Annotated in this window: 12 protein-coding genes and 1 pseudogene; 7 read left to right on the forward strand and 6 right to left on the reverse strand. The window is 74.9% G+C overall.

The window, feature by feature from the left end:
* Positions 1–3: 3 nt before the first annotated feature.
* On the forward strand, positions 4–1,578 hold the full coding sequence (locus ACFF45_RS14905) for a phytoene desaturase family protein (RefSeq protein ID WP_381346478.1): 1,575 nt from the start codon (positions 4–6) through the stop codon (positions 1,576–1,578).
* A 21-nt stretch (positions 1,579–1,599) separates the two neighbouring features.
* Here ACFF45_RS14905 and ACFF45_RS14910 read toward each other — a convergent pair.
* Positions 1,600–1,779 (reverse strand): annotated as a pseudogene (locus tag ACFF45_RS14910) (serine hydrolase); the annotation flags it as partial.
* Positions 1,780–2,218: 439 nt separating this feature from the next.
* Here ACFF45_RS14910 and ACFF45_RS14915 point away from each other — a divergent pair.
* The 4 genes from ACFF45_RS14915 (at position 2,219) to ACFF45_RS14930 (ending at position 4,697) form a co-directional block, all read left to right on the forward strand.
* Complete coding sequence (locus ACFF45_RS14915) at positions 2,219–2,461, forward strand: DUF397 domain-containing protein (RefSeq protein WP_171115929.1); 243 nt, start codon at positions 2,219–2,221, stop codon at positions 2,459–2,461.
* Positions 2,462–2,611: 150 nt separating this feature from the next.
* Entirely contained in the window at positions 2,612–3,517 is a 906-nt protein-coding gene (locus tag ACFF45_RS14920) for a universal stress protein (protein WP_381346479.1), read from the forward strand.
* A gap of 9 nt (positions 3,518–3,526) precedes the next feature.
* Positions 3,527–3,796 carry a hypothetical protein gene (locus ACFF45_RS14925; protein WP_381346481.1) on the forward strand — a complete coding sequence of 90 codons (270 nt, stop codon included), beginning with the start codon at positions 3,527–3,529 and terminating at the stop codon, positions 3,794–3,796.
* Positions 3,797–4,199: 403 nt separating this feature from the next.
* On the forward strand, positions 4,200–4,697 hold the full coding sequence (locus ACFF45_RS14930) for a hypothetical protein (RefSeq protein WP_381346483.1): 498 nt from the start codon (positions 4,200–4,202) through the stop codon (positions 4,695–4,697).
* Between the two features lie 12 nt (positions 4,698–4,709).
* Here the strand turns inward: ACFF45_RS14930 and ACFF45_RS14935 are convergent, their stop codons facing one another.
* Complete coding sequence (locus ACFF45_RS14935) at positions 4,710–6,689, reverse strand: N-acetylmuramoyl-L-alanine amidase (RefSeq protein WP_381346484.1); 1,980 nt, start codon at positions 6,687–6,689, stop codon at positions 4,710–4,712.
* A 264-nt stretch (positions 6,690–6,953) separates the two neighbouring features.
* On the reverse strand, positions 6,954–8,135 hold the full coding sequence (locus ACFF45_RS14940; RefSeq protein WP_381346486.1) for an aminoglycoside phosphotransferase family protein: 1,182 nt from the start codon (positions 8,133–8,135) through the stop codon (positions 6,954–6,956).
* 245 nt (positions 8,136–8,380) lie between these two features.
* On the opposite strand from ACFF45_RS14940, the gene ACFF45_RS14945 reads away from it, so the two are divergent.
* A complete protein-coding gene (locus tag ACFF45_RS14945; RefSeq protein ID WP_381346487.1) occupies positions 8,381–9,874 on the forward strand; it encodes a DNA-binding protein NsdB in 1,494 nt (497 codons plus the stop codon).
* A gap of 41 nt (positions 9,875–9,915) precedes the next feature.
* Here the strand turns inward: ACFF45_RS14945 and ACFF45_RS14950 are convergent, their stop codons facing one another.
* Positions 9,916–11,343 (reverse strand): PP2C family protein-serine/threonine phosphatase, encoded by a 1,428-nt coding sequence (locus tag ACFF45_RS14950; protein WP_381346489.1) that lies wholly within the window; start codon positions 11,341–11,343, stop codon positions 9,916–9,918.
* A gap of 183 nt (positions 11,344–11,526) precedes the next feature.
* On the opposite strand from ACFF45_RS14950, the gene ACFF45_RS14955 reads away from it, so the two are divergent.
* Positions 11,527–11,940, forward strand: coding sequence for an SsgA family sporulation/cell division regulator (locus ACFF45_RS14955; protein ID WP_381346491.1), 414 nt, complete (start codon positions 11,527–11,529; stop codon positions 11,938–11,940).
* Positions 11,941–11,965: 25 nt separating this feature from the next.
* On the opposite strand, the gene ACFF45_RS14960 is transcribed toward ACFF45_RS14955, so the two are convergent.
* Positions 11,966–12,991 carry a Gfo/Idh/MocA family protein gene (locus ACFF45_RS14960; protein WP_381346493.1) on the reverse strand — a complete coding sequence of 342 codons (1,026 nt, stop codon included), beginning with the start codon at positions 12,989–12,991 and terminating at the stop codon, positions 11,966–11,968.
* Between the two features lie 62 nt (positions 12,992–13,053).
* Positions 13,054–14,148 (reverse strand): baeRF3 domain-containing protein, encoded by a 1,095-nt coding sequence (locus ACFF45_RS14965; protein WP_381346495.1) that lies wholly within the window; start codon positions 14,146–14,148, stop codon positions 13,054–13,056.
* Between the last annotated feature and the right edge of the window lie 15 nt (positions 14,149–14,163).

Genomic DNA, 14,163 nt, shown 5'->3' on the forward strand with positions numbered 1-14,163 from the left:
ACCATGCCCGCACCCGAGGGATCCCGTGCCTACGACGCCGTCGTCGTCGGCGGCGGCCACAACGGCCTGGTCGCCGCCGCCTACCTGGCCCGCGCCGGCCGCTCGGTCCTGGTGCTGGAACGGCTGGACCACACCGGCGGCGCCGCCGTCTCCACGCGCCCCTTCCCCGGCGTCGACGCCCGCCTCTCCCGCTACTCCTACCTGGTCAGCCTGCTGCCGCGGAAGATCGTCCGCGACCTCGGCCTGGACTTCCGCCTGCGCACCCGCACCATCTCCTCGTACACCCCCGCCGAACGCGCCGGACGGCCCACCGGACTGCTCGTCGGCGGTGGCGAGCGGCGCACCCGGGAGGCCTTCGCCCGGCTGACCGGCGGCGACCGCGAGTACGCGGCCTGGCAGCGCTTCCACGGCATGACGGGCCGGGTCGCCGAGCGCGTGTTCCCCACGCTGACCGAGCCGCTGCCCACCCGCGACGAACTGCGCCGGCGCGTCGACGACGAGGAAGCCTGGCGGCTGCTGTTCGAGCAGCCGATCGGGGTCGCCGTCGAGGAGCACTTCGCCGACGACCTGGTCCGCGGCGTGGTCCTGACCGACGCGCTGATCGGCACGTTCGCCGACGCGCACGACGAGGACCTGCGGCAGAACCGGTGCTTCCTCTACCACGTGATCGGCGGCGGCACCGGCGCCTGGGACGTCCCGGTCGGCGGCATGGGCGCCCTGACCGGCGCGCTGGCCGCCGCCGCCCGGGAGGCGGGCGCCGTCCTCGCCACCGGCCACGAGGCCCTGCGGATCGACACCGACGGCCGCACCGCCGAGGTCGCCTACCGCACGCACGACGGCGAGGGCGTCGCCGCCGCCCGGCACGTCCTGGTGGGCGCGTCCCCGCGGGAGCTGGCCGCCCTCACCGGCGACCCACCGCCCGTCCCCGCCGAGGGCGCCCAGCTCAAGGTCAACATGCTGCTCACGCGGCTGCCGAGGCCGCGCGACCCCGCCGTCGACCCGCGCGAGGCGTTCGCCGGCACCTTCCACGTCGCCGAGGGGTACCGGCACCTGGCCACCGCCTACGCCCAGGCCGCCGCCGGCGACCTGCCCGCCGCCCCGCCGTCCGAGATCTACTGCCACTCCCTGACCGACCCGTCGATCCTCGCCCCCGGCCTGGTCGAGCGCGGCTACCAGACGCTCACCCTGTTCGGCCTGCACACCCCGGCCCGGCTCTTCGCGCGGGACAACGACGCCGTCCGCGACGCCCTGCTGAAAGCGGTCCTCGCCCAGCTCGACACCCACCTCGCCGAACCCCTCGCCGACTGCCTGGCCACCGACGCCGAGGGACGGCCCTGCATCGAGGCGAAGACGCCGCTGGACCTGGAACGCGACCTGCGGCTGCCCGGCGGCAACATCTTCCACCGCGAGCTGTCCTGGCCCTACGCCCAGGAGGGCACCGGCCGCTGGGGCGTCGAGACCCGGCACGCCAACGTGCTGCTGTGCGGGGCGGGCGCCGTGCGCGGCGGCGGGGTGAGCGGGGTGCCGGGGCACAACGCGGCGATGGCGGTGCTTCAGGGCGGCGCCCCACCCCGGTGACCCGACTGCGGCGCGGGCCGGTCAGCCGGCCGAGGCCGTCCGGCCCACCGCCGCGATCCGCGCCGCGCCGGCCGGCCGCGCCTCGTCCCACAGGACGGTGCCGTCCGCCTCGACGCGCGGGCCGTCGAGGTACGCCCCGCGGCCGACGTACAGCCGGTCGGTGGTGCACCGCCGGCGCGCGGTGAGGCCCGGGACGGCCGCCGGGCGGCACCGTCGGCGGCGCCCGCGCGCGGTGAGCAGGGCGACGGCCATGAGGGGGAACCGTCCCGGGCGGATACGCATCGTGCCTTCCCACGTCATGGCGAGCAGGAGCGGTTGAGCGTACCGACGGGGATGTGCGCCCGCCGCGCCGCCGAGGTCTTCCCGAACGCCGAGGTCGCCGTCCAGCCGGGCGCGGGGCGCTCTCCGTGGGTGGACGGCCCCCGGCGGTTCGCGGGGCGCGTCGCGGACTTCCTCGCCGCGATCGGGAAGGGCGCGTGGTCCGTGCCGGCGCGTCCGGCGGGGGCGGCTCCCGCCCCCGCCGCGCGACACCGGGGAACGCCGCCGCCGGACGCCGGAAAGGTCCCCCTCATGTGGCCTGTCGGCTCCGGGGGCCGATCGCTAGGCTGGCCGCGGACGACGAGTCGGGAGGAGCACGGACGTGGCCGAGACCACCATCCAGCAGCAGCCGCTCATGGGCTGGGACAAGCCGGAACTGGACCTGAGCAACGCCGAGTGGCAGTCCAGCAGCCGCGGCCTGGGGGATGTGCAGATCGCCTTTGTCGAGGGCTTCATCGCCATGCGCAACAGCGGCCGCCCGGAGAGCCCCTCCCTGATCTTCACCCCCGCCGAGTGGGGCGCGTTCGTGTCGGGCGCCCGGGAGGGCGAGTTCGACCTGACCTGAGGCCGCTCGGGTGAACCGGGCGGACGGGCCGATCCGGGGACGTTCCGCCCGATTTCCCGGACATGCGATCCTGTGGGTCCTCCCGGGACGCAGGCCCGGGCGAGGCTGTGCCCGGGATGCGGCCGGTCGCCACTTCCGGAGGTGAGGGACATGAGCACCCTGCCGGTCATCGCCGCGTTCGACGGCTCGGACGACAGTCTGCGGGCCCTGGACTGGGCCCTCGACGCCGCCCGCGGGCGCGGCGCGCCGCTGCGCGTGGTGCATGTGCGGCAGTACGCCGTCCGGGTGCCCGCCGGTACGGAGGTCGCCCGGCTGCCGGAGCCGGAGGACGATCCGGTGCTCGGCCGGGCCCGCACGTACCTCGCCGAGCGTGCCGGGGGACTGGCCGTGGACTACCTCGGCCCGGAGGGCACCCCGGCCGCCGTACTGCCCGAACTGGGAGCCGCAGCACAGCTGTTGGTGCTCGGCTCCCGGGGGCGCGGCGGTTTCGCCAGGCTCCTGCTCGGCTCCAACGGCCTCGCCGCGGCCCGGGACGCCGAGTGCCCGGTCGTCGTGGTGCCCCGGCCCGGCCGCGAGGTCGACGACGCCCCGCCGCAGGAACCGGGCCCCCGGGTGGTCGTCGGCCTCAACGTGGACGGCCCGGACGACGCCGCCCTCACCTTCGCCTTCGCGGAGGCCGGGCGGCGCGACGCCCGCCTCCGGGTGGTGGCCGCCTACCCGTGGCCGGTGCAGCTCTGGGCGGGCTCCACGGGCGAGCTGCTGCCGACCGGCATCGACCAGGGCGCCGTCGAGAGCGAGTGCCGGGCCCTCGCGGAAGGCTTCCTCACCCCGCACCGCCGGCGCCACCCCGGCGTCCGGGCGGAGGCGTACGTGGCACCCGGAGACGCCGCCGCCCAGTTGGTCGCGCACTCGCAGGACGCCGACCTGGTGGTCGTCGGCCGCCACCGCCGCCGCCTGCTCGCGCCCGCCCGCATGATGGGCTCGGTCACCCACGCCGTCCTGCTGCACGCGGCGAGCCCGGTGGCGGTGGTGCCGCCCGCGCCGCCGGAGGAGTGAGACGCGCCGATGGCCGCCCGTGACCCCGTCGCCGGGGTCACGCGGGACTCGGCCGGCAGGGACGCACGGCGCGCGCCCGGCCTCGCCCCGACCGTCCGGCAGGACGGGCACGGCGGCGTCGCCGACGACCTGACCGGCCCCGCGGGGCTCACCGCACGGGTGCGCTCCCACCCCGGCACCGGCACCTGTACCGCGGACGCCGCAGCCCTCGCCGCCGTCCGCGCCGCCGCCCCGAGCCCCGCCGACGCGTCCTGTCCGCCCCCGTCACCGAAGCCCTGACCTGCCTCGACGCCGCGGCCGCCCTTACCCCCACGGTCCCCGTCCCGCTCTGGCCCGACGACGCCGAACCCGTGGCGCGGCACCGGGCGGCGCACGGCGACGACGACCTCACCGCGCTGCTCGCGCACGCCACCGTCGCCTTCCTCACCGGCCCAGCCCGCCACCGGCTGCGCGCCTGCCACGCACCGCGCCGTGTGCGGTACTTCCTCACGGAACACCCCCGCCAGGAGTGGCGCACACCGTCCCGCGGGAACCGCGCCCGCGTCGCCCGCCACCACGAACGGCGCAGGAGGCACTCCTGGCGGGAACCACTCCCAGGGGTGCCTCCCGGGACCCGGCCACGGTCGCCCGACGGGGCCCGCCCACCCGGCGCCGACGGCCCGCGGGCACGTACCATGGCGGCATGTCGTTCCTCCGCCGCCGCAGTGCCACCCCCGCCGGGCCCGACTTCGACGTGCTGGCCATGGACCCGGGTGACTGGCCCGGCAACCTGGGCGCGGGCCTGCTGCCCGCCGCCGACGGCACCTGCCAGGGCGTCTTCCTGCGCTACGACCTGTTCGGCGGCCGCGGCCCCGCGATGATCATCGGCAATCTCCCCGAGGGCTCCCCGGCCCGCGAGGTCCCCGAGGGGCAGGTCCCGTTCGAGGTGGCCCAGCTGCTGCTGGCCCTGGAGAACGACGAGGAGGTGACGGTGGTCGGCACCGAGGACGTGCCGGTGATGCAGGGCGACAACCTCCTCATCGTGCGCCGCCTGAAGCTCTCCGAGAGCCGGATCTCCTGCGTGCAGTTCGACCGCAGCGACAACGTCCTGGTCACCATCGCCGCCTGGGACCGCCCCATCACCGACGACCTGTACGCCCTGCTGAAGCCGCTCCCGGCGGAACTGTTCCAGCAGGGCTGAGCCGTCATGGCGTCACGGTGACGGCACCGCCGTGACGTCGGCCGCCCGGACGAACGCGACCCGGTGGCCGAACTGGATCTCGTAGTACCGCTCCTCGCCCACGACCACCCGGTGTCCGTCGGCGGCGAAGGTGACCGCGTAGTAGTACTCGCCGGGCACCTTGGCGCCGGCCACGTACCGCTGCCCCTTGAGCAGCTGGTACGGCAGCGGGGACACCGGCTGGGCGGGCACGCCCGCCGGGTAGGCGGACGCCTCCGGGTAGGCGCGGCCGTACACCGGCACGCTCTCCACACCGTCCCTCGGAGTGACGACCAGGCCCTTCGCGGGCACCGCGGTGGGTGCCTCCGCCGGGTTGCGGAACCAGGCCCGCCGGCCCAGGTACCAGATCGCCGTCCAGTCGCCCCGGCGCCCCGCGACCGCGTACTGCTGGCCGGTGGAGACCCGTGAGCCGATGTCGTTGACGTCCGTCGTCGAGTCCTCGCCACCCGGGCGCAGGCCCACGTCCTTGATCAGCGGGTACGTCTCGCCGGGGCCGGAGTACAGCCTGACCGCGCTCGAACCGTGCACCGGGCACGGCGCGCCGCTTGTCACGCAGCCCGTGTACGCCGGCCGGTTCGCGGCGTAGTCCGGCAGGATCGTCACCACACCGCCGCCCGGGCGGGCGGTGGGGCCGAGCGGACGCCCGAGCAGCGTGAAGTAGTGCCGCCAGTCCCAGTACGGACCCGGGTCGGTGTGCATGCCCCTGATCGTCGCCGTGGTCGGACCGGGCACGGTGTCGTGGCCGAGGATGTGCCGCCGGTCCAACGGGACGCCGTACTTCCTGGCCAGGTACTTCACCAGCCGGGCCGACGCGCGGTACATCGCCTCCGTGTACCAGGCGTCCGGCGAGGCCAGGAAACCCTCGTGCTCCAGCCCGACCGACTTGGCGTTGACGTACCAGTTGCCCGCGTGCCAGGCCACGTCCTCCGCCCTGACGTGCTGGGCGATGTGGCCGTCCGTGGAACGCAGCGAGTAGTGCCAGGACACGTACGTCGGGTCCTGCACCAGGTCGAGGACGCCTTCCCAGGTGCCCTCCGTGTCGTGCACGACGATGTACTCGATGCTCTGCGCCGCCGGGCGCCCGCCCTGGTCGTGGTTGCCGTAGTCGCCCTCGCCGAACTCCTCGTACGGTGCCGGGATCCACTCGCAGGAGACGGCCGCCGGACACTCGGTGCCCGCGGCGGACGCCTCACGCAGCCCCGAGCGCCGCAACTGGGCGGTGTCGGGGACGAGTCCGGGCCGCGCCGCCAGGGTGACCCGCTGGCCGGCGTCCGTGCGGCGTTCCTGGCCGGTGCGCAGCACGTCGTAGACGTCGTCGGCGTACGCCGCCGCCGTCGCGGTGTCGTCGGCGCCCGAGAAACGGGCCACCGCCCCGTACCACCGCGCCGGGTCGTCGCTCGGCGGCTCGCCCAGCTCCCGCTGCGCGGCGGCGAGCAGCGCGGCGCCGCCCGCCACGTTGGCCCCGGGGTCGGTGCGCAGCTCCTCGGCGCCGATGCCGGTCAGCTCGGCGGCCCGGATCAGGGTCCTCAGCCGGGCCGGGAGTTCCGCCGCGCGCGGCGGCCCGGCGGTGGGCAGCAGTGGCGGGCGGGCGTCGTCGCCGCGCGGGTCCTCGGTGCCCTCGCCGTGATGCGGGGTCCGGGCCAGCGCGGTACGGGCGTCGGTGAGGTGCATCGGGCCGTAGCCGCCGGTCACGCTCGGCGCGCCGCCGTGCGCGTCCCAGCGGGACTGGAGATAGGAGACGCCGAGCAGCACACTCTGCGGCACGTCGTACTCGGCGGCGGCCTGCTCGAACGCCTGTTGGAGCCGACCGTCCGGCGGGGTGTCCGCGCGGGCACCCGACGGGGCGGCGCCGAGCAGCGGCAGCAGCAGCGCGGCGGAGGCCACGGCGCCGGCGGTGCGGCGCGCGCGGCGGGGCCCGGCGGCCCGGCGGTGGTCGATGACGGATCCTCGCAATGCAGCCTCCTGGGACGGTTGGGGCGCGCTGAGCCGTGCGGGGCCGGGCGTGGCAGTGGTACCGGCTCTCCGACGATCCGTCAATCATGCAACCCAGGAGGCGATTACCCCGGTCAGGGCGGGGTCGGCGCGTTGCGTGGCGGTGTCCGGCGGGCCTGCGGGGCATCAGTGGCGTGCACCAATGGCCCCATGGCGACGGCCCCGGACGCGACGAGGTCCGCGGTGCGCCACCCTCGTCGGCGCACCGCGGACCGTCATCCCCCTTCAGCGAGTGCCGACGGCCGCGCGCACGGCCCGGCGGGCCAGCTGGCAGTCGTCGTGCAGCCGCCGTAACAGCAGCCGCTGCTCCTCGCCGGACGGCGCAGCACCGGGATGGGCCGGTCCCGGTGCCGCCGGGGTCGTGTCGTGCATCGAACGCTGCACGGCCGTCTCGTAGGTACGGATCTCGCGGGTCAGCACGAGCATCAGGTTGACCAGGAACGCGTCCCGCGAGGCGGGCCCCGCGGACTGGGCGATCTGGCTGATGTGCCGCCGCGCCGCCGGGGCGTCACCGAGCACCGACCACAGGGTGGCCAGGTCGTACCCCGGCAGGTACCAGCCCGCGTGCTCCCAGTCCACCAGGACCGGTCCCGCGGGTGAGAGCAGGATGTTCGACAGCAGCGCGTCGCCGTGGCAGAACTGGCCCATGCCCTGCCGGCCCGCGGCGAGCGCGATGCCGTGCAGCAGCTTCTGCAGGTCGCCCAGGTCACGGTCGGTGAGCAGCCCGAGCTCGTGGTACCGGGAGAGCCGGGCCGCGTAGTCCAGCGGCGCGTCGAACGTGCCCGTGGGGGGCCGCCAGGCGTTCAGCCGGCAGATCGCGCTCAGCGCCTGCCGGATGTCCGCGCGCGGCGGCGCCTCCGACGGGTGCCGCTGGAGGGCGGCCGCCCGCCCCGGCATTCGCTCGATCACCAGGGTGCAGTTGTCCGGGTCCGCCGCGATCAGCCGGGGCGCCCGCACCGGCGGGCGGTGCCGGACGAACGAGCGGTATGCCGCTATTTCGTGGCGGATCCGCTCGGCCCACGCCGGGGAGTGGTCCAGTAAGCACTTGGCGACGGCCGTACTGCGTCCCGTGGTGCCGACCAGCAGCACGGACCGCCCGCTGCGCCGCAGCACCTGCACGGGAGCGAACTCCGGGCAGATCCGGTGCACCGAGGCGATCGCCGTGCGCAGCTGGGCGCCCTGGGGGCCGGACAAGTCGAGTCTCCCGCTGAGCGGTTGGGTGCCGAGCCCCGCGGGGCGCCGCGTCCGGCCCGCGCCGAGCGCGGGGGCCGCCGGGCGCGCGGGGGCGAGGTAGGGGCCGCCGCCACCCGGCAGGGAGGGCTCTCCCGGCCTGGGGGAGGCGGGAGCCGCAGGGTGCGGACGCAGCGGCCGGGGCGGGGCGGACACGGAGGACGATGCTGCGTACATGGGCGAGACAGATCCCTTCGTGTGCCTGCGACGTCATCGCGCCACCCGAACCGACCGCCCGGGTGCACCCTGGGGAATGCACCAGCCGTATCGAGAAGGCGACCGGGTCGGGGTGGCGCGTTCCTACCTGACACCGGTTGGCCGGTGGCACACCATCTGGCGCACCCTGGCGAACCCTGGCGAATAGTCGCCCGGCACCTCGCCCCGGGCTACTGTCAACTCAGCCGAGAACCTGGGGGCTTGACGTGAGCGGACAACCCAACACCCGCCTTGCGGACCTGTTCGGCCTGGCCGGCTGGTCCAAGGGGGAGCTCGCGAGGCTGGTCAACAAGCAGGCGGCGGCCATGGGCCACCCCCAGCTGGCGACCGACACCTCACGGGTGCGGCGGTGGATCGACACGGGAGAGATCCCGCGCGATCCGGTGCCGCGGGTGCTGGCGGCCCTGTTCACCGAGCGTCTCGGCCGTGTCGTGACCATCGAGGACCTCGGTCTGGTCCGGCACGGGCGTGCGGGGAAACGGCGGGGCGGCGGGAGAGCTGAACATCCCGACGGCGTGCCGTGGGCGCCCGGGCGGACCGCTGCGGTCCTCACCGAATTCACGGGAATGGACCTCATGCTCAACCGACGCGGCTTGGTGGGCGCGGGTGCCGCGCTCGCCGCGGGATCCGCACTCAGCAGATCCATGCACGACTGGCTGCACACCGATCCGGCCCTGGCGGCCGACGCTCCCCGTCCCGACGACCCCCTGCACGCCGACCCCGCCGGGTACGACCGCTACGAGGCCGCCCCCATCGGGTCCCAGGAGATCGAAGAACTGGAGCGCTCGGTCGAGGTGTTCCGGGCCTGGGACGCGGCCCGCGGCGGCGGGCTCCAGCGCAAGGCGGTGGTGGGCCAGCTCAACGAGGTGGGCGGCATGCTCGCCTACCATCACCCTCCTCATCTGCGGCGGCGCCTGTGGGGCGTCGCCGCCGACCTCGCCGTCCTCGCGGGCTGGATGTCGCACGACGTCGGCCTGGAGCCCACGGCCCAGAAGTACTTCGTCATCGCCGCCCACGCCGCGCGCGAGGGCGACGACCGGCCGCGGGCCGGCGAGGCGCTCTCCCGGGCGGCCCGCCAGATGGTGCACCTCGGCCGGCCCGACGACGCGCTGGACCTGCTGAAGCTCGCCCAGACCGGCTCCGGAGAGGAGGTACTGCCCCGCACCCGGGCGATGTTCCACACCATCGAGGCCTGGGCGCAGGCGTCCATGGGCAAGGGCCAGGCGATGCGCCGCACCCTCGGCCGGGCGGAGGACCTGTTCGTCTCCGACAAGGGCGACGTGCCGCCGCCGAACTGGATGCAACTGTTCAACGAGGCGGACCTGTACGGCATGCAGGCCCTGGCCTACCGCACCCTCGCCGAGCACGAGCCGGGCGCGGCGACGCACGCGCAGCACTACGCGGACAAGGCGCTGGCCCTGCGGGTCGACGCACAGCAGCGGTCGAAGATCTTCGACTTCCTGTCGATGGCGTCGGCGTGCTTCATCGCCGACGACCCGGAGCAGGCGGACCGGTTCGCCCGCCTGGCCCTGATGCCGATGGGACAGAACTCCTCGCGCCGCACCTGGGACCGGTTGCGCCAGATGTACCTGCTCACCGCCGAGTACGCGGAGTACCCGAAGATCCAGCAACTGCGGGAGGAGATCAAGCTGGCGCTGCCCAAGCTCAAGGGGAGGGGCGGCAACAGCTCATCGGTGTAGTCCCGCCGACTGTCCTCTTCTCCCGATGTTCCCGATGGTGTCTACGACGTGACCCTGGCGACCAGGACGCAGGCGTCGTCCGCCCGCTCGGTCTCGCCGAACTCCTCCACGATCGTCCGTACGCACTCCTGAGCGGTGTGGGTGCCGGCGAGGCGCGGTGCCAGGTCGGTGAGCCGGCGCACGGCGGCGGCCCCGCTGTCCCCGGGCACCAGCCCGTCGGTGTGCAGCAGGACGAGGTCGCCCTCCTGGAGGCTCTCCTCGGCCTCGCCGTACTCGGCACCCGTGGTCGCGCCGAGCAGGACCCCGTGCGGTGCCTGCAGCCCACGCCCCGTCCCGTTGCGGAAGAGCAGCGGGGCGGGGTGTCCCGCCTGTGCCCACACCAGCGTGCGGGTCTCGGGGCGGTAGCGGCAGCAGACGGCGCTGCCGAGGGCCGGCTGGACGGTGGTGTCCAGCAGCCGGTTGAGCCAGGACAGCAGCCGGCCGGGCCGGGTGCCCGTCATCGCCATGCCGCGCACGGCGCCGAGCAGCATCGCCATGCCCGACGTCACCGCGACGCCGTGGCCGGTGAGGTCGCCGACGCTGAGCAGCGTCTCGCCGCCGGGCAGTTCCAGCGCGTCGTACCAGTCGCCGCCGATCAGCGCGCTGGTCGAGGCGGGCAGATAACGGGCCGCCAGATCCAGGCCTCCCGGGCCCTGGTGCGGGAGCCGCAGGGTGCCGTGCCACGGCGGCAGCACGGCCTCCTGCAACTCGACCGCGAGCCGCCGCTCGGTCTGTGCGGCATGCCGCCGGCGCTGGAGCGAGTCACGGGTCTCGCTCACGGCCTGCCAACTGCGGCGCAGTTCGCTGACGTCGCGCAGCACCGCCCACATCGAGGCGGTGCCGCCGTCAGCGTCGAGCACGGGCTCACCCATCACGTGCACGGTCCGCACCTCGCCGTCCGGCCGGACGATCCGTAACTCGTCGTCGATGCGCCGGGCGTCGACCAGGCAGTCCGTGACCATCGCGGTCAGCTTCGGGCGGTCCGCGTCCAGCACCAGCGAGGGCAGCTCGTCCAGGGTGAGCGGGTCGGTGGCGGGGTCGCGGCCGAGGATCTCGTACCACTCGCCCGACCAACTGGCCTGGTCCGTCAGCAGGTTCCACTCCGCGCTGCCGACCCGGCTGAGCAGCGACTCGCCCCGGGCGGCGGGCGGTGCCGCCGTGACCGGCCCGGCCTGCGCGGCCGAGGTGACCGGCGGGGGGCCGTCGCGCAACTGTGCCAGATGCGCGTCCAGGTCGTCGAGTTGGTGCAGGGCGAGGTCGCACAGGGCGCGCTGCCAGCGGTCCTCCGGGTCCGATCCGTCTCCCTGGGCGTCCCGCCGTACGGCGTCCACCTCGCCCTTGAGCCGCCGCGTCTGCGATATCAGCGCGTCCACCGAGCCGCGTCCGGGCGGCTGGGCGGCGGGGCGGTCCGCGGACAGATGGGACGGCATGACGCACTCCGATGCGGGACGGTACGGCGGTGGGACCGTTACGACTGTTGCACAGCGCGCGACGCCCTGTAAGGGATTCGGCACCACACGATTCGGTGGTGCTTCTGGCATATGCCAGAGTCTTTCCGGGGCCGTACGGGTGTTCCAGGTGTACGTCAGACGCCGCAGCGAGCTCCTAAGAACATGGACATCACTCTCCAGCAGCCCGCCCGCGCCCGGCTGATCACGGTGGAGGAGCGGGAGGTGCCCGTTCCCGTCACGCTCCGCTACCTCTCCACCGACCCGCTGGCCGTGCACTTCGACTTCCCGCCCGAGTCCTGCCTGGAGGGCGAGGCGCTCAGCTGGACCTTCGCCAGGGCCCTGCTGGCGGACGGGGTGTGCGCACCGGCCGGAAGCGGCGACGTGCACATCTGGCCCTGCGGACGGGCCCGTACGGTGCTGGAGCTCCACTCGCCGTCCGGGCTGGCGCTGCTCCAGTTCGACACCGCGGCGCTGCGCCGCTTCCTGCTGCGCACCTACGCCGTCGCCGCACCCGGCGAGGAGGACCTCGCCGGGGCCGTCGAGCGCGGGCTGAGCAGCCTGTTCGACGGCGTCTGACGGCACGGGCCGGCCGCGTCCGGCGTCAGCCGCCGGCACCTCCGTACAGCTCCGGCCGGTCCGCGAGACCGACCGTCACCCGGGCGCCGCTCTCCAGCGCCCGGACCCCGGCCTCGGCGACGGCGGAGGCCGCGTACCCGTCCCAGGCGCTCGGGCCGGTGACCCGGCCCTGCCGGGTGGCGTCGACCCAGGCCTGCACCTGGCGGTCGTAGGCGTCGGCGAACCGGACGAGGTAGTCCTGCGGCACCTCCGCGCGGGCGCCGCCCTCCGCCGTGACGACCATCGCGCGGTCCTCCCCGATCCGGGCGCTGCCCGCCTCGCAGACGGCCTCGCAGCGCACCTGGTAGCCGAAACCGCAGTTGACGAAGACCTCCACGTCGACCAGCGCGCCGCCCTCGGTCTCGAACAGCACGAACTGCGGGTCGAGCAGCCCGGCGGGGGCGCTCGCGGAGGGGCGGGGGCGCAGCACGGTCACGGCGGCCGGCTCCTGGCCGAGCAGCCAGCGCGCCGCGTCGATCTCGTGCACCACCGAGCTGTCGACCAGCATCGCGCTGGTGAAACCGGGCACCGAGGAGACGTTGCGGTGCACGCAGTGCAGCATCAGCGGCCGCCCCAGCCGGCCGCTGTCCAGCAGCGACTTCAGCTGCCGGTACTCGGCGTCGTAGCGCCGCATGAAGCCGATCTGCGCCAGCCGCCGGCCGAGCCGCGCCTCGGCCTCCACCACCCGCAGCGCCCCCGCCGACTCCGGCACCATGGGCTTCTCGCACAGCACCGGGAGGCCGCGCGCGAAGGCGGCGAGCAGGGCCTCCTCGTGAGCGGGGCCGGGGGAGGCGATCAGTACGGCGTCGACGCCGGGCGCGTCCAGCGCGGCCTGGGCCTCCGCGTGCACCGTGACCGCCTCGACGCCGGCCACGGCCTCCTTCGCCCGGCCCGGGTCCGGATCCGCCACGGCGGCGACCCTGGCGCCGCTGACCACCCGGTCCAGCCGCCGTATATGGTCGGCCCCCATGTGCCCCGCGCCCAGTACCGCCACGCCCAGCAGTTCACCCATGTGCGCCCTCCCTCGTCGCCGACTGCTCCCGGCGTAGCGTAGGCGGAAGGGCGCGGGTGCCGTCAGTAGCGCAGTACCCCGGCGATGCCGTCCGCGTCGGCCAGCGTGCCGTCGGGGACGAAGCGGACGTCGGCGCCGGTCTCCAGGCACTGCTCCACGATCTCGTCGACGATGTCCTCCCGGGCGTCGAGGTCGTCGCTGGAGGCCGGGATCAGGTGGTCGCCGTCGTCGCGCACGGTCACGCGGTAGTTCTCCTCGACGGCCAGCAGCCGCACCCGGGCCTCGCGGGCGTTCTGCCAGACCTCGTCGACGCCGGCCGCGAACTCCTTGCGCCCGCGCGCGGTTTCGAGTTCCTGCGTCACGACGTCGATCGTGCGCAGGTCCTCGGCCTCGACCAGCGGGCCCACCGCCTGCCAGACGGCGTCCGGGGTGCCGTGCGCGAGACCGCCGTGCGGGATGTGCACGGCACGCCGGGTGATGTCCCCGACCTCCTCCAGGCAGGACAGCGCCGCCTGCTCACCGGTCACGTACAGCGGCCGCGGGCTGTCCCGCAGCACCGCGCCGATCGCCGTGTCGGTCTCCCGCAGGAAGTGCCGGGTGCCCTCGTCGCGGAAGGTGCTCGGCATGTCGCCGAACCGCTCCAGACGCTCGGGGTCGAAGTTCTCGGCCCGCCGGGTCAGCGGGAAGCCGCCGACGCGCTCCTCGGCGACCCGGCCGCCGCCGCCGTTCCACAGGGTGGCGCGGTCGGCCGAGACCGACAGGACCCAGAACGACCGCTCGGACACCTGGGCGGAGACGAGATTGCGGGTGAGGAAGGTGTCGGAGAGCACCACCCGCTCGGGCACCGAGCGAGCGAGCGACCACACCTGGTGCTCACCCGGGGCGGCGAAGATCACCAGGCCGTCCTCGGCGTGCGTCAGGTCGACCTCGCCGAGCGCCTCGTCGAGCTGGGCCGCCACGTCGGCGCGCCGCTCGCGGGTCACCGCGGGGTCGGCCTCCAGCTGCTTCTTGGCCTCGGCCACCACATTGCGCAGCCGGACCCGGTCCTGCGCGTTGTACGGCTCCCTGCGGTGCGTCGGCGTCAGCACGGACACCGCGGGGTAGGGCCGCGGTCGGCGCAGTTCGGCCAGGGTCGTGGGACTGAGTGCGTGCTCCATGACAGCACCATAGGG

Origin of the sequence: Streptomyces cinereospinus (assembly GCF_042430725.1) — a bacterium.
GTDB classification, from domain to species: Bacteria; Actinomycetota; Actinomycetes; order Streptomycetales; family Streptomycetaceae; genus Streptomyces; species Streptomyces cinereospinus.